This is a genomic window from Exilispira thermophila (assembly GCF_055389015.1).
Genome location: NZ_AP042476.1, coordinates 2,654,267 through 2,675,466, shown reverse-complemented (window position 1 = coordinate 2,675,466; position 21,200 = coordinate 2,654,267). Strand labels below are relative to the sequence as shown.

Sequence of the window (21,200 nt, the reverse complement as noted above, 5' to 3'; positions counted from 1 at the left end):
AAAATTTGGGGATAACCTTTTTTTGTTAATAATAAAATTGAAATTATTGAGATATTTAAAAAATAAGTATTATAATATCCTAATTAAAATTTCTCTCCTTAGTACAGTTATGTAATTATTAAATTTAATCTTTTACAACATTAAACTAATATATTTTATTTTTTTCTCTTGAGCCTTTGGCAACTGTAATCCAGTCAAGAAATTTTAATTATGATATATATATTGTTTATATTTAATAAATAAACACTAATAATTTCAAATTTTATCATTAACTGCATCTACCACGAAGTCATTATATTTCTTTAACCTTTGACAACTGAAATCCAGTCGAAAAATTTCAATTCAGATATATATAGTTTTAATCTTATTTAATTAAATAAAATAATTTCAATTTATTATTAACTGTACTAGCCACGAAAGATATTTTATCATTTTTAATCAATTCTAACAATTTTATATTTGCTTATTTAATAGGGATACACCATACTATTGTATAAACTTTTCTTTTAACTAATACTTTAAGCTTTACTTTTGTATATGTATAAACTAAATTATAAATTAAATCATGCATTATCATATAATTTCCCATTTTAAATAACCTCATTTAATTAATTTTTTTCAAATTTAAAGTCAATCTAATAAATTATTTCTATAAGGAACTTATAATCATAAATTAAATTATTGACAATATATATTTTTCTTATAAAAATATTATTATAATATCTTTACAGGAGATTTCATATGAAAAGTAATTTTTTTATATTTATATTTATATTTATATTTATTCTTATTCTAATCTCTATTTCTTTTTCTAGCTGTCAAAATCCAGCGTCTACTAAAATTGAATATAAAACTTTAAATGTTGATAATAATGGACATTTCAAAGAAGATGCAATTTATTATTATTATGATGTAGGATATTCTAAAGATAAATTTTTATCTGATGGAACATATATACATGAAGAATATTATTATGAAGATACTACTGATGATTTTGATGGTGATAATAAATTTGGTGAAGGATGGGTACAAACGAGTGGATATAAGGGAACATATGTCTATGATTCCAAAACCTATTTATTAACTTTAAATTATACACAAACTTTTGGAGATGATCCTTCAACCACAGATGATACAACCTATGTTTGGTATGATATTATAACTGATGATTCAGATTCTAATTTTGACTCATCACTTAAAGTAAAAGAAAGTTTTACAAAAATCTTTTATGAAAATTCTTTTTATAATGCATTTGAATTAATAGACAATTATTTTCAACATAAACAGATAATATATTATGCTGGGGGAAGTAAAGATATTCTTACAATTATTTTTGATTTTAGTACTAGTGATTCAATTCAATTTTCTTTTATTACTCAATCCGAAGACAAAAATTCAAAAATTACAAGTGGTACAAAAACTGTTGAAACTCTTTCAATTTCATATTCTTTACCTGCTGACACCAACTTTGAAAATGGAACAATGATAACATTTTATATAGATTCAACAAATACTAAAACTTATCCCTGGGATACAAATATTAATGACTGGGCAATTCACCCTAATGGAAGCGATTCTGGAACTTATTCTTATGAATATGACAGTTTTACCTTCTATAAATCAACAGATGGAAATAATATTATATGGTTTTCAGATATCGAACTTCACAGAAATAGATAAAATAACCTCTTTTTAATCTTTGGTAACTGACAAACACTCGTCAAAATTTTAATTAAAAAAAGAGCTGCCTTATTAATTTTTAGGCAGCACTTTTTTGATTTTTTTAATATACATTTTTTTAAGATATTATTAATTTTTTAATAAAATTTCTATAAATAAATATTTTAATATAAACTTTTACTTTTTACCATTTTTTTCCATTAAATATTGATCAATTGCTTTTGCAGCATTATGACCATCAGCAATACCATGAATTATATCTGGCCCATGGACAATATCACCTCCTGCAAACAACCATTCAATTGCAGTTCTTCCATTTTCATCAGTTTTTATTCTACCTCTAATAAATTCAAGTTTTTCTTGATATTTCTCTGGTATATAGTTGTAATTTGGTGCCTGTCCAATAGCTTCAACAATCATATCAGCTTCAAAGAAATTTTTCTGATTTTCATCAAATTTTGGATTAAATCTTTTATTTTCATCAAATACAGATAAGCATTTTACAACATGAAGTCCTTTAATTTTCCCATCTTCACCAATTTCTATCTCTTTTGGTCCCCATGCTGGATAAATTTTTACTCCTTCTTCTCTACTTTCATCTATTTCTTCTCTATCAGCTGGCATTATATCTTCACTCTCAAGACATGTTAATATAACATTAGATTTACCAAATTTTTCATTTTGTAATCTTACAAGTGATCTGGCTATATCCATTGCAACATTACCACCACCAATAACAACTACATTTTCAGTAAAATATGGCATTGGACCGTCACCTCTTACATAATCCCTTATTTTTGCAAGAAGTGGTAATGCTTGATATACATCTTTATGATCTGTACCTGGAACTCTTGTAGATCTTCCCAATGTAAAACCTGTTCCAATAAATACAGCATCATAATCTTTTTCCAGATCTTCAAATTTAATATCTTTTCCTACTTCAGTATTTGTTTTAATTTTAACTCCAATGCTTTCAATAAACTTAATATCTCTATCAAGTGCTGAATCAGGTAACCTATATGCAGGAATACCATATCTCATTACACCACCTGCTCTTGCATCTTTTTCAAAAACAGTTACTTCATATCCTAATGTTCTTAAATAATATGCAGCAGCTAAACCTGCTGGTCCTGCACCAATAATTGCAATTTTTCCTTCTCCCTGTTTTGACACTTTTGCCATTACAACCTTTTCATATGTATCATCAGGAGTATTATCAACTATATATCTTTTTAACCATCTAATTGCAATAGCTTCTCCTCTGTTTGTTAAAGCACAAACTGTTTCACATTTATGGGTACAAACCCTACCACATACCCCTGGTAATGGGTTTGTATTATATAACCAATCAGTTGCTTCTTCAAGGTTATCTTCCCAGACAGATTTGATATATTGTGGTATATCCATATGAGCAGGGCATGTTTTTGTACAAATTCCACATTCAACACATCTTGAAGATTCAATTATAGCTTGTTCTTTTGAAAAACCTTTCATAAATTCTATAAAAGAACCTTTTCTCCCTTCTGGTTCCATAGCTTCAAGATTGTTTCTTTCAAGATCCAATAAATCAGAATCATCAGTTCTTTTATACCCCTCTGGAAATTCAACTTTATGGATTCCATCTTCATAAGGTATATATAAAAAGTCATTTGCATCTGGAGAAATATGTGTATATTCTCTGGTCATTTTTAATGAACCAGTTGTACATATATCAACACACAATCCACAAAAACTGCATCTTCCATAATCTATAACAGGTCGTTCTGGTTTTGAACCCTCTACATCAGGAAGTTCTTTAACTTCAGTCATAATAATTGCATTTGTAGGACAAATTTCTGAACAAGTACCACATCCTATACATACATCCCAATCATTAGTATGAAAACCTCTATATCTTTCTGCAGCTTCCCTATAAACTTTTGGTACTTTAATTGTTTCAGGTTTTTTAAAAAGATATTTTAAACCAATTAAAGGAGAGAAATAATTTTTTTTAAAACCCATGAATTCCCCCAGTTTTTTAATCTAAATCAATTTATTTTTCACTTTTATTATTTTCAATATTTATTATTTATTATTATAATTTTATGATCACTTTCTTATTATTTTTAATATTTTTATTATTATAATCTTATTTTTTTATTTTTATTATTTCCTAAAATTTTTATTATTTTTATTTTCTATTTTATCTATCAATTTCTGGTGCACAAACTCCCATTGTATCCAACCAGATAGCTACATCTTCCAATCTTGTTCCTGGCATCCCTTTTTCAATACCATAAAGTCCTTGTGGATAAGATGCTCCTCTAACAGCTACTCTATAAGGTCTTTCTTCTCCATTTGAAACCATATAGTAACCGTATTCACCTCTTGAACTTTCAACTCTAGCATAGTATTCACCTTTAGGTATTCTCCATCTAAGAGCATTACCTTTAGGTTTAACATTAACAGGCCCTTCAGGCATCTTTTCAATAGCCTGTCGAATAATTCTAATTGATTGAAACATCTCTTTATATTTAATACTCATTCTTGCATATGCATCCCCATCTGTCTCTGTTGGAATGTCAAATTCAACCTTATCATATGCAAAATATGGTTCATATTTTCTTACATCATAATCAACACCTGTAGCTCTTATTCCAGGTCCTGTAACTCCCCATGAAATAGCCTGGTCTCTTGTTAAAGGTGCAATTCCTTTTAATCTTTTATATATAATAGGATGTTCTAAGACAAGTTTTTTATATTCAGGTAAATGTTTTTCGAAATAATCCATCATTCTAAGAATATGATCAATTATATCCTGATTTATATCATTTCTAACCCCACCTGGAATTATATACATATGATAAACTCTAGCACCAGTAATTTTTTCAAATATATCCAGTATTTTATCCCTATCAGTTAGTCCCCAGTTTGGTGCAGTATATAAACCAGTTGGTCCACCTATTCCACCTAAAGCCATCATATGAACTGTAATTCTTGCAAGTTCAAGAACTATCATTCTAATAAATTGTGCTCTTTCAGGTACTTCAAGACCAGCTATATTTTCTGCAGCCATTGAATAAACTGCCTCATTTATGTCAGGTTCAGGTACACAAATTCTAGGTATTAAGGCAAGATTTGAAATCCAGAATCTTCTTTCCATTAATTTTTCAAACCCTCTATGTAACATTCCTGGATTTGGTATAGCTTTAACAACAGTGTCACCATCTACAGTTAAATGAACTGAAAAATTACCATGCATACCAGGATGGTTAGGTCCATGAAAAAGATTTACCTCTTTAAGCATATGTTAAACCCCTAATTTTATTTTTTTATTCAATTACTTTTTTTGGATGAATTTCAAATTTGTATTCTCTCTCACCAAATTTTTTATCAGAATAAGCTTGCGGATCAAAATCCTTTCTCATTGGTGGAATATCATCCCAATCTTCAAGGTATAAAGGTTTTAACTCATTATTACCTTTAAAATTAACACCAAAAAATTCCCAGATATCTCTTTCATAATATATAGCAGCTGGAAAAATTGTATGAATTGTATTAATTTCAGGGTTATTTCTATCAATAAATGTCTTTAAAGTTATATCAAGTCTTAATTCCCATGAAACTAAATTATATACAATTTCAAATTTATTATCTTTTAACCAATCAACACAAGTTATTAAAGATAATTGTAAAAAACCTAACCCCTTTAAATATGAAAGCACTGATTGTACTGAATTTTTATCAATCACAAAAGCAAGCTTTTGTTTATTAATAATTTTAAAAGAATCTTCATCAATGTGTTGTTCGTTCATAATCTTTTCTTTTAATTCTTCAACAGTCACATTTTCCTCCTATACCAGATTTATCTGGTTAAATGGATTTTTTAATTTTAAATATTAAATACATAATTTACCTTGCAGTATATAATTTATCACCGAAAACTCTCTTCTGGTTAGCTCTATACCAATCTAAATTATCTTTATACCTTTTCCAGCCATTTGCTTCACCATTTTTAATCATTTTCATCAATGTTCTAAACCCCTCTATAATAGCTTCTGGTCTTGGCATGCAACCTGCAATATAAAGATCAACTGGTATATAATCTTCCAATTTGGATATAACAGCATAAGAATCATAATAGATACCGCCGTTTAAAGTACAGGAACCAAATCCAACAACATATTTTGGATCCTGCATCTGTTCATAAGTGTAAATTACTCTTTTTAATGTCTTTAAAGAAAGATAACCTGTTACCAACAAAATATCGGCCTGTCTTGGTGTTGCCATAGGTGCAATTCCAAATCTTTCCATATCGAACCTGGAAGTCATTGTAGGAGGTAGCTCAATAGCACCACATCCAGTACAATAATGCAACATCCATAATGAATGCCCCTGAATTATATCTTTTATCTTATCAATCAAGGTTCTGCTGTCCATAATCACCTCTTTGAATTTAATTTTTTTCATAAATAACTTATAAAAATCAACTTTATCTTTTATATCAATATCTCTATTTTAATTTTTTTTTAATATTATTTTTATATATTTTTTATTAAATATATATTTTATTATCCCATAATTATTACTAATTACTAATAACAAAACTTTAACTTAACAATATCTTGAATTTATTAATATTATTAAGCATTAACATTATAAATAACTAAATCTTAAAACAAATATATTTTTAAAATATATGTATACAACGCCTGTATAAACGCTAGAGAAACTCCAACTTTCCAGTAGAATTTTACAGCCTGCTCAATTCTAAATCTTGGCATAACTGCACTAACCATAACTGCAGAAGACCATACAATAAAATATTTTATTATAAAATCTATAATATTTACACTTCCTCCAAGAAAGAAATAGATAAACATAGTTATCTCAACGAAAGTCGCAAATTCATGTTGTACCATTAATGAACCTAAATTTTTCCCTGAATATTCAACCAATGGACCTGATGCAATTTCAGCAGGTGCTATTGGTGAATCAAATGGTTTTTTACCTAACATACCAAGTAATGACAAATATCCTACCAATGCTCCTATAGGATATCTAACAATATTCCATCCATTTTTAATTTGGTCCTGTGCAATATTTAATAGGTTACTTGATTTTGTATGTTGTATTATTATTATTGCTATAACAACAAATGGTAATTCATATCCCAACATCTGTGTTAATGCCCTCGAGATACCAATTGAGGCATTTGGATTGGCAGATGCAACTGAACTCATTGCCATACCTAGCGAACCAACTGCTAAAAGATAAATTATAGCAATAAAATTAGCAGTACCAGGTACAACTGTCCAATTAACAACAGGAACTAAAAGAGCAGTTGCTAAAGTACCTCCTAATGCCATCCATATACCAAACTCAAAAAGTAATCCATGTGATATTGATGATCTTTTAGCAAATAATTTAAAAATATCCCAAAAATTTTGTGTAACAGGTGGTCCATATCTTTTTTGCAATCTTGCTGTTAATTTTCTAGCATAACCTGATAAAGTTACCTGAAAAACAAATATTGCTAATAAGTACAAAAGACCTTGCCAGATATATTGAATTATCATAAAATAACTCCCTTATAAAAATAAACTTAAAATAGTTTAATAAAATAAACAATTACAATTGTTAATATAGACAACATTGAAAGCCATATTAAAACAGTTGTATTTGATTCAAAAAGAATTCCTTTAATATATTCAAAAAATCTTTTTATATTAAATACTGAATCATAAAACCATCTTTCAAGAGAAGGAACTTTTCTAAACATTCTTTCAAATGGTCTATAATAATTTTTTGCATAATGATAAATTTCTGGTGTTGTTTGCAATTCTGGAACGATTTCACCTGCAGTATAATTCTCCCATTGCTCAACCTTTGTAGTTTTAGTATGTAGAAAATAAAGGATAAAAGCAATAACAAAACCACCAGCAAAAAGTAAATTAATTGTAGTTGGACTCAAACTAGTTAATGAAGTATAAATTGAAGTCATAGAAGTTTTGATTGGTTTAATACCAACATATTTTTGAATTTGTGCAATAACCTGCAATATATAATGTGGAAAAACTCCAAAAAATATTGTTGCAACCATTATTATATACATAGGAATTTGCATCCAGACAGATACTTCTTTTGCATCTTTGTACTTGGCTGGAAGTTGTCCTAAGAATATCGTAGCTAAAGGTCTAAATACATACATAAATGAACCTATACTACCAAAAAAAGCAGCAAACCCAAGAATCACATCTCCTTTTGAAATCAATTCCTGATAGATAAGCCATTTAGAAATAAAACCAGCCATTGGTGGAATACCTGCAACTGATATAATGGAAATTAAGTAGGTTAAAAAAGTAATAGGCATCTTTTTAACCAATCCACCCATTTCACTCATTTTTGTCGTATGAGTAACAGAATAAACAGCTGCTATAGATAAAAACATACCTAGTGCAGTTAACATATGTACCATAATATGCATTAATCCACCAGCAGTTGCAAATGTCCCTCCATATGCTAAACCCAGCAAAATATACCCTGCATGTGATACAGATGAAAAAGCAATTAGATATTTAACATCATCTTGCATAATTGCAGCTAGTGTTCCTGCAATAATTGAAAATCCACCAAGTAAAGCAAGTGTGTAATTAAATGCTGTTAAATTATTAAAAAACTTATAATGTTTTAAAACATTTGTCGTTGGAAAAAGCAGCAAAACTATAAATAAAATATATGACCCATATTTAATAAGAAAACCAGAAAGAATTGATGAAAAAATATTAGGAGCATTTCCATGAGTAGGTCTTAACCATATATGTAATGGGTAAATACCACCTTTTATAAATGCAGCAATAATGAAATAGATCATTGCCCATAAATAGCCTTTTTCAGTTTTTAAACCTTTTTCAATCATAAATATTCCACTAAGCATAAAATATGCAGCTATCATTGATAGAAAAAGATAAATTAAAGCAGCTTTTTTGGCATCTTTTTTACCCATTGATACAATGAAAAATGAAGTCCAAGTCATTAATTCCCAGAATATATATAATGTGATAAAATTCCCTGCTAAAAATACACCTATTATTGAAATAACAATATATGTTAAAAAGAAATTAAATGATGGACCATATTTTATATCAGTATTACCTGAAATTGCAAATATGGAAGCTAAGGCAACAGCAGATAAACCAATAATAACAAAGTACCATTTATACATAGCTAAAGTAAAACTAAAAAATTGAAACCCAAATAGAGTAAATAATGACCCATATTTAATATTTAAATCACTAGCAACTTGAGGATAAAGTCTGGCAAAATAGTATAATACACCAAGAATTATTACTGCTAAAGTTGCTGTTCCAATTTTTAAATCAACTTTTGATAATAGATATATAAAAAATGAAGCGACAAATAAAGCAACTATTATATTAGAAATCATTAAATACCCCCTTTCAATAGGAGATTAAACATTTGATTAATAAATTGTGGATAAATACCCAATGCAAGAACAATTAAAGATAAAATCAATGGAATCAAAGATAAAGCTTTGAATTTATATTTTAAGTTTACTTCTTCACCAACATTTTTAAAGTATAATCTTTGTAATATTTTAAAAATATAAAAAACTTCAAAAAGACTTGAAAGTAAAATAATAGAAAATACTATATAATGATTATCATAAAAAATTGCTTTTAACATCCCAATTTTTGTCCAGAAACCAGCTAATAAAGGCATACCTGCTAATGATAAGCCACCTACTGCTAAAGTTAAACTTGAAATAAGATCTTTTTTGTATTTTCCATTTAAATTATCAATTTTATATTCTCCAATATTAAAAATTGAGAAAAATATTATTGATTTTGAAAGCATAATTATAAAAAATTGTGGTATTACATATTTTGCAACATTTCCACCAAGGATAAATGCAGCAAACAAAACACCTGATTGAGCCATAGATGAAAATCCAAAAGTAACTCTTATATCTTTTGATAAGTATGCAGAAATCTCACCAATAAATAAAGTTGTTAAAGCAAATACTAAAAATAAAGTTTGACTTGAAACCAAGTGCTGTGCAATGAATATTTTAAATGAAACATAAAGTGAAGAAGTAGCTAAAATAACAGAAAATAGCATTGCTGAAACAGATGTAGAACCTCCATATACATGAGGTATCCAACCAGTGAATGGGAATAATTTAGCTTCAACCCCCAATGCAATAAAAAATAGTAATCCTATAACAAGAACAAAATTTTTAGAAGCTGTTGCTAAGCTAACAGAATCAAATAGATAAAGTGTACCATTGTGCGAATATACACTTAAAATAGCAATTAAAAGGAAAACAGAGCCAATTGCTGTATAAATAAGATAATTAAAAGAACCAAGATATCCTTTTTTTCTATCAGAAGTAGCAATTATTAATGCACTTATGGTTGCTATTTCAAAAAACACAAAAATATTAAATAAATCATTGGACATAATAAGTGCATTTGAAGATGCAATTGCTCCTAAAAATCCAATTGCATAACCATAGTTGTCTTTAACTGTAAAATTTTTGTCCCAGATATAATAAAAGCCAAGGAGAAAAATAATAGAGTTTATTAAAAGTAAAAACATACTTGAAACAAAAGTAACCTGGAATTCAATACCAAATGGAGGAATAAAATTACCTATTTGATATTTTATAATATTTAATCCATTATTTTTAAAAGCTAAAGCCATATAAATTGCAATTGAAGCATTAAATAACGCAATTAATAAAACAATAAATTTAGGCAATTTTTTAGACATTAACTTAAATAATGGAATTAAAAATGCAAATGCAAGAGGAATTGCAACAAGTAATATAGGTATTTGATTTAAAAAACCTCTCATACATCATCCTCATTATTATTATTGCTAAAAGTATTTTCTTTGTCATAAATACTGGAAATATCCAGTGAGTTGTATCTTTCATACAGTTTAATAACCAGAAATAAAGAAAATGCAGTTACTGCAAGAGAAATAACAATTGCAGTAAGAACCAAAGCTTGTGGTAAAGGATCCACAAAAATATTATTTGAAGTCATCCCTTTTGTAAGTATTGGAGCAATTCCATTTTTAACATAACCAACACCAACAATATAGAGATTAACCCCAAGATCCATGACATCAATGGAAATTAATATTTTCAAAAGATTTTTTTGGGTTAGGATTCCATATAAACCAATAAAAACTATTGTTAAAGGACCCCAAAAAACCATCCAATTTGCAACAATATATTCCAAACTCATAATATTTACTCCTTATCAAGAAAGTAGAGCAATGTTGATGAAAGCTCTGCTGATACCTTTAATCCAATAAAGAAATACAATATTGGAATTATACCTGCACTAATAATATTTCCAATTGTACCTGTTTTAAGAAAGTTACCCAGAAAGAATCCCATAAAAATAATTGATAAAAGACCAATAAATATATAAGAAAAACCTGAAAGTGTTTCAATAAATGTATATTTTAGAGGATTTTCTTTAAAAGATACAAAGGAAAGATAAAACATCAAAACTCCAGTAGCAATTACAGAACCACCCTGAAAACCTCCACCCGGACTCAAGTGACCATGAATAATGATATATAAACCAAACAATATTATTAAAGGTAATAAAAATTTTGAAGCATTTCTTAATACAAAATTTGGTTCAATTTCTTCAGATATCTCAAACTCCTTTTTAGAAAGACCAAAAAGAGCAGCAACTCCAGCTATCGCAATAAACAAAACTGTAATTTCACCCATTGTATCAAATGCTCTAAACCCAACTACAATAGATGTAACAATATTTGCTGAACCTTCAACATAACCAGAAGTTCCATAACTAACTGTTTGTTTTTGTACATCTGGCCATTTATCAACATTTTTATAAATATACCCTGCAGAAACCTTATTATCTACATTATTCTTATCATAAAGAAGCAAACCCGGGTTAGAAATATTACTATTTTTTACAAAATAATTTTGTAAATCTGAAAGGTTTATTATAAGAAATATCAAAATTGTTAATAAAACTAAAATTGTTACTAACTTTTTCAATTTGTTGCTCCTTTATTTTTTAATTTAAAATAAGTTGCAATAAATAAAAATGTAGTTAATCCTACTCCAATTGCACCTTCAGTCATTGCAACATCAGGAGATTTTAAAATAACAAAAACCACTGTTGTAAACAATGAAGCAACTGACATAAAAGCAATTGCATTCAAAATGCTTTTGTTTTCAATTGCTAAAATTGAAAAAATAGCTATTAACAGTATAAACAAACCACCTAAATATATCATTTAGTTTCTCCTGTAGTATAATTTTTACAATTTTCTTCATCTTTGTTAATCATAACCCTATAAGCAGACTTTGCTAAAACTGAGCTCCCAACAGGGTTAGAAAATGCAATAAAAATAATTAAAACAATTGATTTAACTAAAAATGCAGGATAAAAGATTCCTACACCTAATGCAAAACTCATTGTGCCTAAAGTAGTTGCTTTTGTACCAGCTTGAAGCCTGTTAAAAACATCAGGCATTCTAAAAATTCCAAGACCACCTAAAAAGAAAAACACTGAACCTATTGTCATAAGTATAGCACCAATTATTTCATTAATTGACATTATGTCCTCCCATTCTTTCAAGGAATCTAGCAAAAACTATGGTTTCAACAAAAGATAAACCCGCATAAATTAAAGCAACATCTAGATAGAACCCTTTTTTGAATATTAATGATAAAAAAATCAATATACCGACTATTATTACATTTAAAGAATCTAATGCTGCAATTCTATCATACAATTTAGGACCAAGAATTATCCTTAATGTAGCTAGAATTGCTCCTAAACCTATAAAAAACCAAAAAATATAAAATAGTATTTGCATTGCTTGATACCTCACTTTACTTTAATAAATTATCAAAAGTTGAAACAATATCTCTTGTTTTTTTGTATTTGCTTTTAAATACAGTATGGATCAAATAACAATCATCAACTACATCAACTGTTAAAGTTCCAGGTGTTAAAGTTATTGAAGATGCAACTATTAATTTTTCAAGATCTTCATCTTTAGCTAAAATAGTCTGTTTCTTTACAAAACCTGGATCAATAGGTAATTTGGGATCAAGAACAACTTTAGCTATTTCAAAATTTGCTTTAATCATTTCCCAAACCAGATTTGGAATATAAATAAAAATAAATTTAACCCATCTAACAACAAAGTTTTTCTTAAAAATGTTAAATTTAAAAACTTTACTAAAAAAGATTGAAACGAAAATAGAAACAACAAGACCAATTAATAAAGATTCTGTTGTAAATTTCCATGTAAATCCCAGCCAGAAAAGGCAAGAAAGGACGAAAACTGACAAAAATGTTGCCACAATTAACTCCCTAAAAGATTTTTTTGAAATCGTTAAAAATTTATAAAATAATTTTATTTTGTCAATAACTAATTTTAATATTATCAAAATTTTATACTAACAAATAAAATTAAATTTAAAAAATTTATAAAATAAATAAATTTTAATTAAAATAAAAACAATACTTTTTACATTTAGTAGCAAAATACATATAAAATTCTATAATTTTATAATTATAAAATTCTCAATTAGATTTAAAATATTTTAGTTTATAGAATTCATTTGTCAATAATTTTTTATTTTTGGTTATATCAATAATATCTTAATTTTTGATATAAGTTAAAAACTTATACTAAAAAATTTATTGTATTTTTTATTTTATATTTTACCTTCAACTAAAACAAAGTATTTTTCAAAATCTTAAAGAAAATATAATCAATAAAAATCATTGTAAATCATTATAAATATTAAATTATTATAAGTTAATATAAATAAAAATAAAAATTATATAGATAAAAAAATTTAAGAAAAATCTATAAAATTAAAAATCCTAATTAAGGAAATAAAATGATTGATACTATTTTAAATAATATTTTCTTTAATTTCATTTTATTAATAATTTCATTTATTATTTTAACAAAAAGTGCTGACATATTTGTTGAATCTTCAGTTGGTATTGCAGCCTATTTCAATTTACCCAAAATGCTTGTTGGAATTGTAATTGTTGCATTTGCAACAACTGCTCCAGAAATTGCTGTTTCTGCACAATCAGCTTATCTTGGACATCCAGAAATTGCATTTGGGAATGCTTTAGGTTCTGTAATGGCTGATGATGGACTTGCTCTTGCTTTAGCAGCAGTTTTTGCACCAGTTGCAATTTCAATAAATAAAAATCTTTTAAATATTTCAGGGATATTTTTAATATTCATAGATGTTCTTGCTTTTTTACTTGCATTAAATGGACATATTTCCCGTTTTGAAGGGATTATTTTAGTTTTTATTATGATTGTTTATCTTATAACACTTTATATTATTGAAAAAAAAAGAAGACTTAATCTTGTTGAAATTGATGAAAAATTATTGGAAAAAGAAAAAAAAGAACACAATATTTTAAAAATCTCACTTCTATTTATTTTAGGTTTAGCAGGAGTTTTAATTTCAAGTAGGCTTATAATTCATTCATCTATTGTTATTGCAAACTTTTTCAAAATATCTGAAACAATTATTGGTTTAACAGTTATTGCAATTGGAACTTCATTACCTGAAATTTTTACAGCAATTATTGCTGCAAGAAAAGGACATGGGGAAATTGCTGTTGGTGATATAATTGGAGCTGATATTTTAAATATTTTATGGATAATTGGAGTTTCTGCAGCTATTACACCTATTGAACTATCAAAACAAACAGTAATTTTTGCATTTATTTCAATGTTTATAATTGTATTTACAATGCTTGCATTTATGAGATATAAATACAATTTAAATAAATTTAATGGTATAGTTCTTGTTATTCTTTATCTTATTTATCTGATCATTGTAATGTTTTTCTTACCTGAAATGGCAGCATTAATTGGATAATTTTGATATGTAATAAAATAAAAAAATAGCTGCCTCTTTTTTGAGGCAGCAAACTTTTTTAAAAAAATTCGATTTACAATTTCTTCCTGCATAATTTTAATCATATTTAAATACGATTTTAATTATAATTAATAATAAAAAAAATTATCAAAAATAAAATCTAAAACCAGCAGAAATCACAAATCCATTTGAAATAAGAGGTGAGTATAACAATTTATCTGCTATTGCTTTTATACCACAACCACCTATTTCAATAAAATAAGAGGTTTTTACCTCTTTATTATTAAAAAAGAATTCAAAACCGAAACCTCCAATACCTCCAATTTTATAATCTAAAGTAGTAATATCTTTATTGCCTATAAGAAAATAGATACCCCCAAAACCATATAATCTAATAAAAGGATTAATAAAACCTCCACCTATCACTTCTAAACTTCCACTAAAATAAGGAAACCAGTTATATTTTGTTTCTATCCCATTTTGATATAGTGCATTTAACCAGTTAACATTTGCATCAAGTTTTATTTGAACACTATTTTCAAAAAATGCTGGTGATAAAAAATTAAGATTCAATCCAAAAGCATCTGTATACTCTGTAATTGAATATCCAGCACCCCAGGAAAGATTGCTATCACTACTTTCTGCAAAACCTGTAACAGCAAAAATTAAAAGTAATCCCATAAATACAAATAAGCCTGATAAAACTCTTTGTTTTGTTTTCATAAATATATCCTCCTAAAAAAATTATTATTTTTATAACCATTAATTTTATAAACTTTAGATACATATCCAATTTTTAATTAATTTTTTGTATCTACACAAAGCTGTTCATCCTTATCAAGTTCTTTATATATTAATTTACTTTATATTTTAAAGTTTATAAATAAAAAAATATAATATAAGTTTTTATAATTGGAATATTGGTGTATCTTCTTTTTTAAAAAACTTACATTTATAATACTACCCTTAATAAAATCTTATTTTTTAATAAAATTTTCTAAATTTTTAATATAGTTTTCAAAAGCATCTCTTCCTTTTTGGGTTAAACTACAAAATGTATGTGGTTTTCTATCTATAAATCTTTTATCAATTTTTATATATTCAACTTCTTCTAATTTTCTCAAATGAACTGAAAGATTTCCATCTGTAGTTTTTAATTGCTCTTTTATAAAATTGAATTCTACTTCTTCATACTCTAAAAGTAATGCCATAATAGCTAATCTGATTCTTGAATGTATTACAGGATCAATTTTTTTGAAGTCAAAACTATGATCTTTCATCCTTTTTCCTTTTATTTCTATTTTTTATCATCTAAACTCTTAATCCATTTTCTATTTTCTATAATTCCAGGGACTATAAGTAATAAAATTACAAATAACATAAAAAAGAGTGGTGAATAAAAACTTGAAATATATTTTTCCCATATATACAATACAAATGCTACTATAAACCATCCAAATGAAATGAATTTATATAATTTAGAATCTGTTGAAATTGATGTTATAAAATAAGCTATTGCTAAAAATATTGATAAATTCGCTAATGCAACAGAAACTGACATAGTATGAAAAATTATTGCTGAAAAAAACATTATTATAATAGCACAATATATTGAAATCCATATAGAATTAATTATCTTAGCATATATAGAATAAACCTTTCCTTTTTTTCTTCTTTTCATCATATAATAGAAAGTAATAGAAAAAAACAATATACTATAGATAATCCAGAAAGGAGCAATTATATTTTCAAAGTGCAAATAAGCTAAAATATAAGAAACAATTGTACCAATAACAGAGTATATTCCTCCTGCAATCATTCCATACCCATTTGAAATAGAAACCTGTCTTGACTGCTCAATAACTTTTTTAATAAATTTTAAATCTTCTTCTGCATTTTTAAAATCACTCATCTTTTACCCCCTTTATAACCAAACTAATGATTTTATCAATTTATTTTAGTTTTAAAATAATTCCTTTAAAAAGTTTATAACTGCTATTTTTACAATCCTCTTTAAAAGAGAATTTTATTTTTATAAAAACATTAACTTAATCATGCTTTAAAATATAAAGTACTTTGTATTATTGTCAAGTATTTTTTTGATTTTTTATTTTTTTAGTTTGAATATTTTAAATTTATTGCTATCTTTTCTATTAGTTATGTTTTATATTAAAAAGATTTCAGATTTTAAAATAAAAAAAGCAAAAGGTATATTCTTATATAATTTTACTCAAAATAAAATTAAATACCTATCAAATTTTGAATCTATTTTTACTTTTTCTTCTAAAAGAATCAAAACTCATTTTAAAAATTATCTTTCAAAAGGATGGGGATTACCTTTCTATAATATTATTAAAGAAAAAGAAAATTTATTGAAAATACTTTTTTTTAATAAGTCTCTTTTCAAATTCTATGGCCCTATTGAAATTTATGAAAATAAAAAGTTATTAGACTCTAATTTAAAAAAAAGTTTAAATCATTCATCCAGAAACATATTTTTTGATTTTCAAAAAAACAATCTTCTTTTATCTTTTGTTAATAAAATATCTTCTAACAAATTTATATCCATAAATGAATCTCAAAAAATTGTAACAACTTTATTTTATCAAGACTATAAAAATAATGATACAAATATCATTGAAAATTCTATAATTCATATCGATGGATTTCCATATTATTTTGATGATTTCAATCTAAAAAAAATTAAACTACTAATTTTAAGGCAGGGAAACCAAAATAAGTTCAATGAATTCTTTTCTAAAGTTTTAAAACAATATTTCTATTTCTCTATAAATTTTAATTTAACTCTTTTTGACCAAAACCTTGAAAATGATAAAATTGATAAAACACTTACAATTTATTTTGAAAACGATTTTTATAAATATAAAAAATATTTGATTGAAAATAGAATAAAACAATTTTACTTTCAACCGTTTTTTATTAACTACTTAATTGTCATGTACCATTATATGGAACTGGTAAAATTTTTAAAATCAAAGAAAAACATTATAATTTTAGATGAAAGTAAAACTGGATTTAGATTTTTCCCTTTTTCTTTGTTTTTTAATTTTAACAATATCTATAAAAATATAAGTGAAGGGAACAACATATTTAAAACTAATGACTATTTTGATATTTATATTGCTGGTAACAACTTATCTACAGGTTTATATTTTAATTTTTATATAATTACTGATTCATTTTTTAATAATAATATAATTAAAAACAGTGATGATACCTTTTTTACCCCTGAAAATTATAACCCTTTTGCAATTGAAACTTTTAAATATAGTTATTTGTATCTAAAGCAAACTTTAATTTTCAAAGAATTTTATAAAAATTTAGAAACATTGGAGTATGATTTTAGCTTTATAAATAATCCTTTAGATAACCAATTTGATTTTTTTAGCATTGTTGGTCCATATATCAAGATTTATCCTGATTTAAAAATCAAAAATTTAGATACTAAATTTTCTAAACTAAAAAATTTAGTTCCTTTTAAAACAGATGATTTAAAAATATTATTCCTGAATGTGTTTAAAATTTTTTGTAATTATAATTATGGTGTATTACCAGTTGATATGGGTCAGCCTGAAATTTTATCATTAAAATCTGTTTTTAAAAAATATAAAGAGATTTTTAAAATATAAAGAAATTTTTGATGAACAATAGTTTAAATATTTACTAATTAGTTAACTTTTATTTTTCAAATAATTTTTATGGTTTTTATATCCTTGTATAATATATTAAAAATAAAAGTACTTTATTAAATTTGATGGCAATTATATATATTGCAATATTAAAATTTTTTAAGTTTTTATATTCATTTTTACTTTAATTAAACAAAATTTATTTATGAAATCCCAAACTCTTATTATAATTTATCCAATAATTTTTAATTTTGTTATATCAAATTTATTTTTACAAATTTGATTTTTACCGATTTATATAATATAATATTAAGGGATATTTTAATAATTGATTTGAAACCTGTATTTCATTAATATAGGTTATAAAAAATAACAATAAAACAAAACAGATTAAAATAAATAAAATAAAACAGGTACAGAAAATGTGGTTTACAACTTCAATTGATATGATTCTTGGAATTTCATTAGCTTTTGCTGCTATCTATTTCTGGGATAAAAACAAAGAAAACAATTCACTATTTTTAATCGTATTAGCAGCATTATTCAATTACCTTTATTCATTTTTCAGGGTTTTAGAAAATGCTCACATTGTTTCTGATGATTGGAACTTTGCAATTGGTAGCTTCCCAATTATCAAATTTTTAATAATATCTCTATCAATGTTTTTCCTCCTATTAGGTATTATTAAACTTGCAACCGAAAAAAAAGACAAAACCATATAATAAAAAACTTAATTTTAACGAAAATTATACTGATGAAACTTAAATTTTACCTTTATAAATCATAATAATAAACATTAAAGTAAAATTAACTAACAAAATTTTTATTAACAATATTACATTAGAAAATTTATTATTATACAATATTATTTTCAAATTATTTTATGGAAAAATTTGCATCTTCCTTTTGTTTCATATATTCATTATATAATTGTGAATACATTCCCTTATTTGAAATTAATTCTGAATGGGTTCCTTTTTCAATAATTGAACCTTCATTAAGAACATAAATTTCATCACATAGTTTGGAAATAATATTTAATTTATGCGAAATAACTATTCCTGAACAATTTTGTAAATTATCATATAAAATAGATAAACATTTATTTTCAGTAATAGGATCTAAACTGGTAAAAGGTTCATCAATAATTACTTTTTTAATTTTTTCATTTAGCAAAAATCGTGCTAAACAAATTAAATTTTTTTCTCCTCCTGAAATAAATTCTCCTCTTTGTCCAAAATTCCGTCCTTCAAGTTTATACAAATCTAATAAATTTAATAAATAGTCATATCTTTCTTTATTATAATATAAATTTGATAAATAAGCATCCTTTAAAATTTCAATTAAATTATCATTATTAATTTTTGAAATAATAGAATTTACAATCTCAATAGCAAGTATTGATATATCTTTTTTATTCCTTTTAAATGGAAAAATATTAAACAAAAATTCATTATTTTTATTCATAATTAGATTGATTACTTTTCTTCTGTCATAATTACCATTTTTAATTAATTTATTTAATTCATTTAAAAATTTTTGAATATCTTTTTCTATTTTTTTTGAAATTGAAAAATATTCATCTTTCATTAAAGGTTTTTTACCGAGAGTAATATTGAATTCCAGATTTTTATTGAATATGATAGCATTTTGTTCATAAATTTTCAATTGTGAAAATAATATTTGAGAAGGTATATTTGCCACATTTGCATTTCCTAATGTGCAATTTCCCTTTTCAGGGATTATTTCACCTGATAAGATTTTTATTAATGTAGATTTTCCTTCACCAGATAACCCAACAATTCCAATCATTTTCTTATTTAAATCCAATGAAATATTTTCAATTATACTATTTTTTTTCTTATTTTTATATGAAAAATAACAATTATTCAAATTGAATTCACTATTTTCAGGTAAATCTATAACCTGTTTTATTTTTATTGAATTTTTAATCCTGTTTAATAAAATTTTAAATTTGTGATTTTCATTTATTAATGTTTGAAAAGAATTTAAAGGGATAAAAGCCTGGAGAAAATATGAAAATAATGCAATAAATGATGAAACTTCAAGCTTTCCAGATAATAATTCAGAATATGATAAAATAATAAATAATACTAAAGAAAAGCTTTTAATTGCTTCTATTGAAGATTTCCCAAATGCATTTGCTGCAAATGCAAAAGTAAAAAACTTATCCCGTTTATGCATATCCTTAATAATTGTATTTTCAAATTGAAATATATTTGAATATTTTTCAATTGTTTTTCTATTTTCAATAAATTCCAGAATTTTAGGATTAAGTTTAACTACTTCCTCTCTTGCAGCTGCATATTTTTTTTTATATAAATTTCCTGTAAGTTTCATAATTACTATTATAACAATATATGAAGGAACTAAAACCAAAATAAATTTATTAGTCCACTTTAATGAAATAATTATGATTACAATAAGACTAATTAAAGAAAATATTACCAGAAAATAATTTGTATTTACCAGCATTGAAATTTGTTCCGAATCACCCTATATTGAAACTAAAAAAGCTCCAGACCCTTTTTTTTCTATTAATTTATTTTTTGATCTTGTAACTGATTCTAAAAGTTCAATTTGTATTATTCTTTTAAATTCCATAAATATTTTATTAGAAAGAATTGCAATAACAATAGAAATTATAGAATATAAAACACCTACAAATAAAAATTTTATTATTACTTGATTATTTAGTTGTTTTAATGCAATATTATTAAAAATTTGTTTTTGAATTAGAGGTATAATAATTGAGATCGCTCTTGAAACAAATACAAATAATCCAGAAAATAAGAAATAATAATAACATTTTTTGTTAAATCTTGAAAAGATAAATTTAAAAAATGATAACATATGCATTCCTTTTATAATCATCAAAATAAAATATTTAAAATTTTTTCTTATTTTTACTTTTGCTTATA

The 21,200-nt window shown here is 25.1% G+C and carries 23 protein-coding genes; 4 read left to right on the top strand and 19 right to left on the bottom strand.

The genetic code is table 11. The features are described from left to right. Window positions 1-463: 463 nt before the first annotated feature. A complete protein-coding gene (locus tag ACZ5EC_RS11340; protein ID WP_464302594.1) occupies window positions 464-589 on the bottom strand; it encodes a hypothetical protein in 126 nt (41 codons plus the stop codon). Window positions 590-741: 152 nt separating this feature from the next. Here ACZ5EC_RS11340 and ACZ5EC_RS11335 point away from each other — a divergent pair, with 152 nt between their 5' ends. Next, window positions 742-1,680 carry a hypothetical protein gene (locus ACZ5EC_RS11335; protein ID WP_464302593.1) on the top strand — a complete coding sequence of 313 codons (939 nt, stop codon included), beginning with the start codon at window positions 742-744 and terminating at the stop codon, window positions 1,678-1,680. A gap of 177 nt (window positions 1,681-1,857) precedes the next feature. Here the strand turns inward: ACZ5EC_RS11335 and ACZ5EC_RS11330 are convergent, their stop codons facing one another. The 13 genes from ACZ5EC_RS11330 to ACZ5EC_RS11270 all read right to left on the bottom strand — a co-directional run bounded on the left by ACZ5EC_RS11330 (window position 1,858) and on the right by ACZ5EC_RS11270 (window position 13,051). Further along, window positions 1,858-3,681: an FAD-dependent oxidoreductase gene (locus tag ACZ5EC_RS11330; RefSeq protein WP_464302592.1), complete on the bottom strand. Its 1,824-nt coding sequence runs from the start codon at window positions 3,679-3,681 to the stop codon at window positions 1,858-1,860. Window positions 3,682-3,862: 181 nt separating this feature from the next. Beyond that, entirely contained in the window at window positions 3,863-4,966 is a 1,104-nt protein-coding gene (locus ACZ5EC_RS11325; RefSeq protein ID WP_464302591.1) for an NADH-quinone oxidoreductase subunit D, read from the bottom strand. A 25-nt stretch (window positions 4,967-4,991) separates the two neighbouring features. Next, window positions 4,992-5,504, bottom strand: coding sequence for an NADH-quinone oxidoreductase subunit C (locus tag ACZ5EC_RS11320; RefSeq protein WP_464302590.1), 513 nt, complete (start codon window positions 5,502-5,504; stop codon window positions 4,992-4,994). A gap of 67 nt (window positions 5,505-5,571) precedes the next feature. Next, a complete protein-coding gene (locus ACZ5EC_RS11315) occupies window positions 5,572-6,099 on the bottom strand; it encodes a NuoB/complex I 20 kDa subunit family protein (RefSeq protein ID WP_464302589.1) in 528 nt (175 codons plus the stop codon). A gap of 233 nt (window positions 6,100-6,332) precedes the next feature. Then, window positions 6,333-7,238 (bottom strand): respiratory chain complex I subunit 1 family protein, encoded by a 906-nt coding sequence (locus ACZ5EC_RS11310; RefSeq protein WP_464302588.1) that lies wholly within the window; start codon window positions 7,236-7,238, stop codon window positions 6,333-6,335. Between the two features lie 26 nt (window positions 7,239-7,264). After that, the gene (locus tag ACZ5EC_RS11305) at window positions 7,265-9,106 is read right to left on the bottom strand and encodes a proton-conducting transporter transmembrane domain-containing protein (RefSeq protein ID WP_464302587.1); all 1,842 of its coding nucleotides are present in this window, start codon (window positions 9,104-9,106) and stop codon (window positions 7,265-7,267) included. Then, window positions 9,106-10,539: a complex I subunit 5 family protein gene (locus ACZ5EC_RS11300; RefSeq protein WP_464302586.1), complete on the bottom strand. Its 1,434-nt coding sequence runs from the start codon at window positions 10,537-10,539 to the stop codon at window positions 9,106-9,108. Before ACZ5EC_RS11300 ends, ACZ5EC_RS11305 begins: the two co-directional genes overlap by 1 nt. Further along, window positions 10,536-10,937, bottom strand: coding sequence for a sodium:proton antiporter (locus ACZ5EC_RS11295; RefSeq protein WP_464302585.1), 402 nt, complete (start codon window positions 10,935-10,937; stop codon window positions 10,536-10,538). The genes ACZ5EC_RS11300 and ACZ5EC_RS11295 overlap by 4 nt, the downstream gene beginning before the upstream one ends. 5 nt (window positions 10,938-10,942) lie before the next feature. Further along, window positions 10,943-11,731 (bottom strand): hydrogen gas-evolving membrane-bound hydrogenase subunit E, encoded by a 789-nt coding sequence (mbhE, locus tag ACZ5EC_RS11290; protein ID WP_464302584.1) that lies wholly within the window; start codon window positions 11,729-11,731, stop codon window positions 10,943-10,945. Continuing rightward, window positions 11,728-11,973: a Na(+)/H(+) antiporter subunit B gene (locus ACZ5EC_RS11285; protein ID WP_464302583.1), complete on the bottom strand. Its 246-nt coding sequence runs from the start codon at window positions 11,971-11,973 to the stop codon at window positions 11,728-11,730. Before ACZ5EC_RS11285 ends, mbhE begins: the two co-directional genes overlap by 4 nt. After that, complete coding sequence (mnhG, locus tag ACZ5EC_RS11280; RefSeq protein WP_464302582.1) at window positions 11,970-12,296, bottom strand: monovalent cation/H(+) antiporter subunit G; 327 nt, start codon at window positions 12,294-12,296, stop codon at window positions 11,970-11,972. Before mnhG ends, ACZ5EC_RS11285 begins: the two co-directional genes overlap by 4 nt. After that, on the bottom strand, window positions 12,286-12,558 hold the full coding sequence (locus ACZ5EC_RS11275) for a cation:proton antiporter (protein ID WP_464302581.1): 273 nt from the start codon (window positions 12,556-12,558) through the stop codon (window positions 12,286-12,288). Before ACZ5EC_RS11275 ends, mnhG begins: the two co-directional genes overlap by 11 nt. A 16-nt stretch (window positions 12,559-12,574) precedes the next feature. After that, window positions 12,575-13,051 carry a Na+/H+ antiporter subunit E gene (locus ACZ5EC_RS11270; protein WP_464302580.1) on the bottom strand — a complete coding sequence of 159 codons (477 nt, stop codon included), beginning with the start codon at window positions 13,049-13,051 and terminating at the stop codon, window positions 12,575-12,577. A 546-nt stretch (window positions 13,052-13,597) separates the two neighbouring features. Between ACZ5EC_RS11270 and ACZ5EC_RS11265 the strand changes: the two genes are divergently transcribed. Beyond that, complete coding sequence (locus ACZ5EC_RS11265) at window positions 13,598-14,608, top strand: calcium/sodium antiporter (RefSeq protein WP_464302579.1); 1,011 nt, start codon at window positions 13,598-13,600, stop codon at window positions 14,606-14,608. Window positions 14,609-14,755: 147 nt separating this feature from the next. Here ACZ5EC_RS11265 and ACZ5EC_RS11260 read toward each other — a convergent pair whose 3' ends face one another. The 3 genes from ACZ5EC_RS11260 to ACZ5EC_RS11250 form a co-directional block, all read right to left on the bottom strand. Further along, entirely contained in the window at window positions 14,756-15,331 is a 576-nt protein-coding gene (locus ACZ5EC_RS11260) for a hypothetical protein (RefSeq protein WP_464302578.1), read from the bottom strand. A 254-nt stretch (window positions 15,332-15,585) separates the two neighbouring features. Beyond that, window positions 15,586-15,888 carry a winged helix-turn-helix domain-containing protein gene (locus ACZ5EC_RS11255; protein WP_464302577.1) on the bottom strand — a complete coding sequence of 101 codons (303 nt, stop codon included), beginning with the start codon at window positions 15,886-15,888 and terminating at the stop codon, window positions 15,586-15,588. A gap of 17 nt (window positions 15,889-15,905) precedes the next feature. Then, entirely contained in the window at window positions 15,906-16,520 is a 615-nt protein-coding gene (locus ACZ5EC_RS11250) for a hypothetical protein (protein ID WP_464302576.1), read from the bottom strand. Between the two features lie 247 nt (window positions 16,521-16,767). On the opposite strand from ACZ5EC_RS11250, the gene ACZ5EC_RS11245 reads away from it, so the two are divergent. Next, complete coding sequence (locus ACZ5EC_RS11245) at window positions 16,768-18,258, top strand: hypothetical protein (RefSeq protein ID WP_464302575.1); 1,491 nt, start codon at window positions 16,768-16,770, stop codon at window positions 18,256-18,258. Window positions 18,259-18,680: 422 nt separating this feature from the next. Further along, window positions 18,681-18,980, top strand: a complete 300-nt coding sequence (locus ACZ5EC_RS11240) for a hypothetical protein (RefSeq protein ID WP_464302574.1) — start codon at window positions 18,681-18,683, stop codon at window positions 18,978-18,980. 154 nt (window positions 18,981-19,134) lie between these two features. Here ACZ5EC_RS11240 and ACZ5EC_RS11235 read toward each other — a convergent pair whose 3' ends face one another. Beyond that, complete coding sequence (locus tag ACZ5EC_RS11235; protein ID WP_464304164.1) at window positions 19,135-20,760, bottom strand: ATP-binding cassette domain-containing protein; 1,626 nt, start codon at window positions 20,758-20,760, stop codon at window positions 19,135-19,137. 15 nt (window positions 20,761-20,775) lie between these two features. After that, window positions 20,776-21,132, bottom strand: coding sequence for a hypothetical protein (locus ACZ5EC_RS11230; RefSeq protein ID WP_464302573.1), 357 nt, complete (start codon window positions 21,130-21,132; stop codon window positions 20,776-20,778). Window positions 21,133-21,200: the final 68 nt, after the last annotated feature.

Coding starts and splice junctions, on each gene's coding strand:
- ACZ5EC_RS11275 (WP_464302581.1), bottom strand. CDS start 12,558: ATGCAAATACTATTTTATATTTTTTGGTTTTTTATAGGTTTAGGAGCA.
- mnhG (WP_464302582.1), bottom strand. CDS start 12,296: ATGTCAATTAATGAAATAATTGGTGCTATACTTATGACAATAGGTTCA.
- ACZ5EC_RS11310 (WP_464302588.1), bottom strand. CDS start 7,238: ATGATAATTCAATATATCTGGCAAGGTCTTTTGTACTTATTAGCAATA.
- ACZ5EC_RS11265 (WP_464302579.1), top strand. CDS start 13,598: ATGATTGATACTATTTTAAATAATATTTTCTTTAATTTCATTTTATTA.
- ACZ5EC_RS11240 (WP_464302574.1), top strand. CDS start 18,681: ATGTGGTTTACAACTTCAATTGATATGATTCTTGGAATTTCATTAGCT.
- ACZ5EC_RS11340 (WP_464302594.1), bottom strand. CDS start 589: ATGGGAAATTATATGATAATGCATGATTTAATTTATAATTTAGTTTAT.
- ACZ5EC_RS11305 (WP_464302587.1), bottom strand. CDS start 9,106: ATGATTTCTAATATAATAGTTGCTTTATTTGTCGCTTCATTTTTTATA.
- ACZ5EC_RS11335 (WP_464302593.1), top strand. CDS start 742: ATGAAAAGTAATTTTTTTATATTTATATTTATATTTATATTTATTCTT.
- ACZ5EC_RS11260 (WP_464302578.1), bottom strand. CDS start 15,331: ATGAAAACAAAACAAAGAGTTTTATCAGGCTTATTTGTATTTATGGGA.
- ACZ5EC_RS11295 (WP_464302585.1), bottom strand. CDS start 10,937: ATGAGTTTGGAATATATTGTTGCAAATTGGATGGTTTTTTGGGGTCCT.
- ACZ5EC_RS11245 (WP_464302575.1), top strand. CDS start 16,768: ATGTTTTATATTAAAAAGATTTCAGATTTTAAAATAAAAAAAGCAAAA.
- ACZ5EC_RS11230 (WP_464302573.1), bottom strand. CDS start 21,132: ATGTTATCATTTTTTAAATTTATCTTTTCAAGATTTAACAAAAAATGT.
- ACZ5EC_RS11255 (WP_464302577.1), bottom strand. CDS start 15,888: ATGAAAGATCATAGTTTTGACTTCAAAAAAATTGATCCTGTAATACAT.
- ACZ5EC_RS11300 (WP_464302586.1), bottom strand. CDS start 10,539: ATGAGAGGTTTTTTAAATCAAATACCTATATTACTTGTTGCAATTCCT.
- ACZ5EC_RS11315 (WP_464302589.1), bottom strand. CDS start 6,099: ATGGACAGCAGAACCTTGATTGATAAGATAAAAGATATAATTCAGGGG.
- ACZ5EC_RS11250 (WP_464302576.1), bottom strand. CDS start 16,520: ATGAGTGATTTTAAAAATGCAGAAGAAGATTTAAAATTTATTAAAAAA.
- ACZ5EC_RS11330 (WP_464302592.1), bottom strand. CDS start 3,681: ATGGGTTTTAAAAAAAATTATTTCTCTCCTTTAATTGGTTTAAAATAT.
- ACZ5EC_RS11325 (WP_464302591.1), bottom strand. CDS start 4,966: ATGCTTAAAGAGGTAAATCTTTTTCATGGACCTAACCATCCTGGTATG.
- ACZ5EC_RS11285 (WP_464302583.1), bottom strand. CDS start 11,973: ATGATATATTTAGGTGGTTTGTTTATACTGTTAATAGCTATTTTTTCA.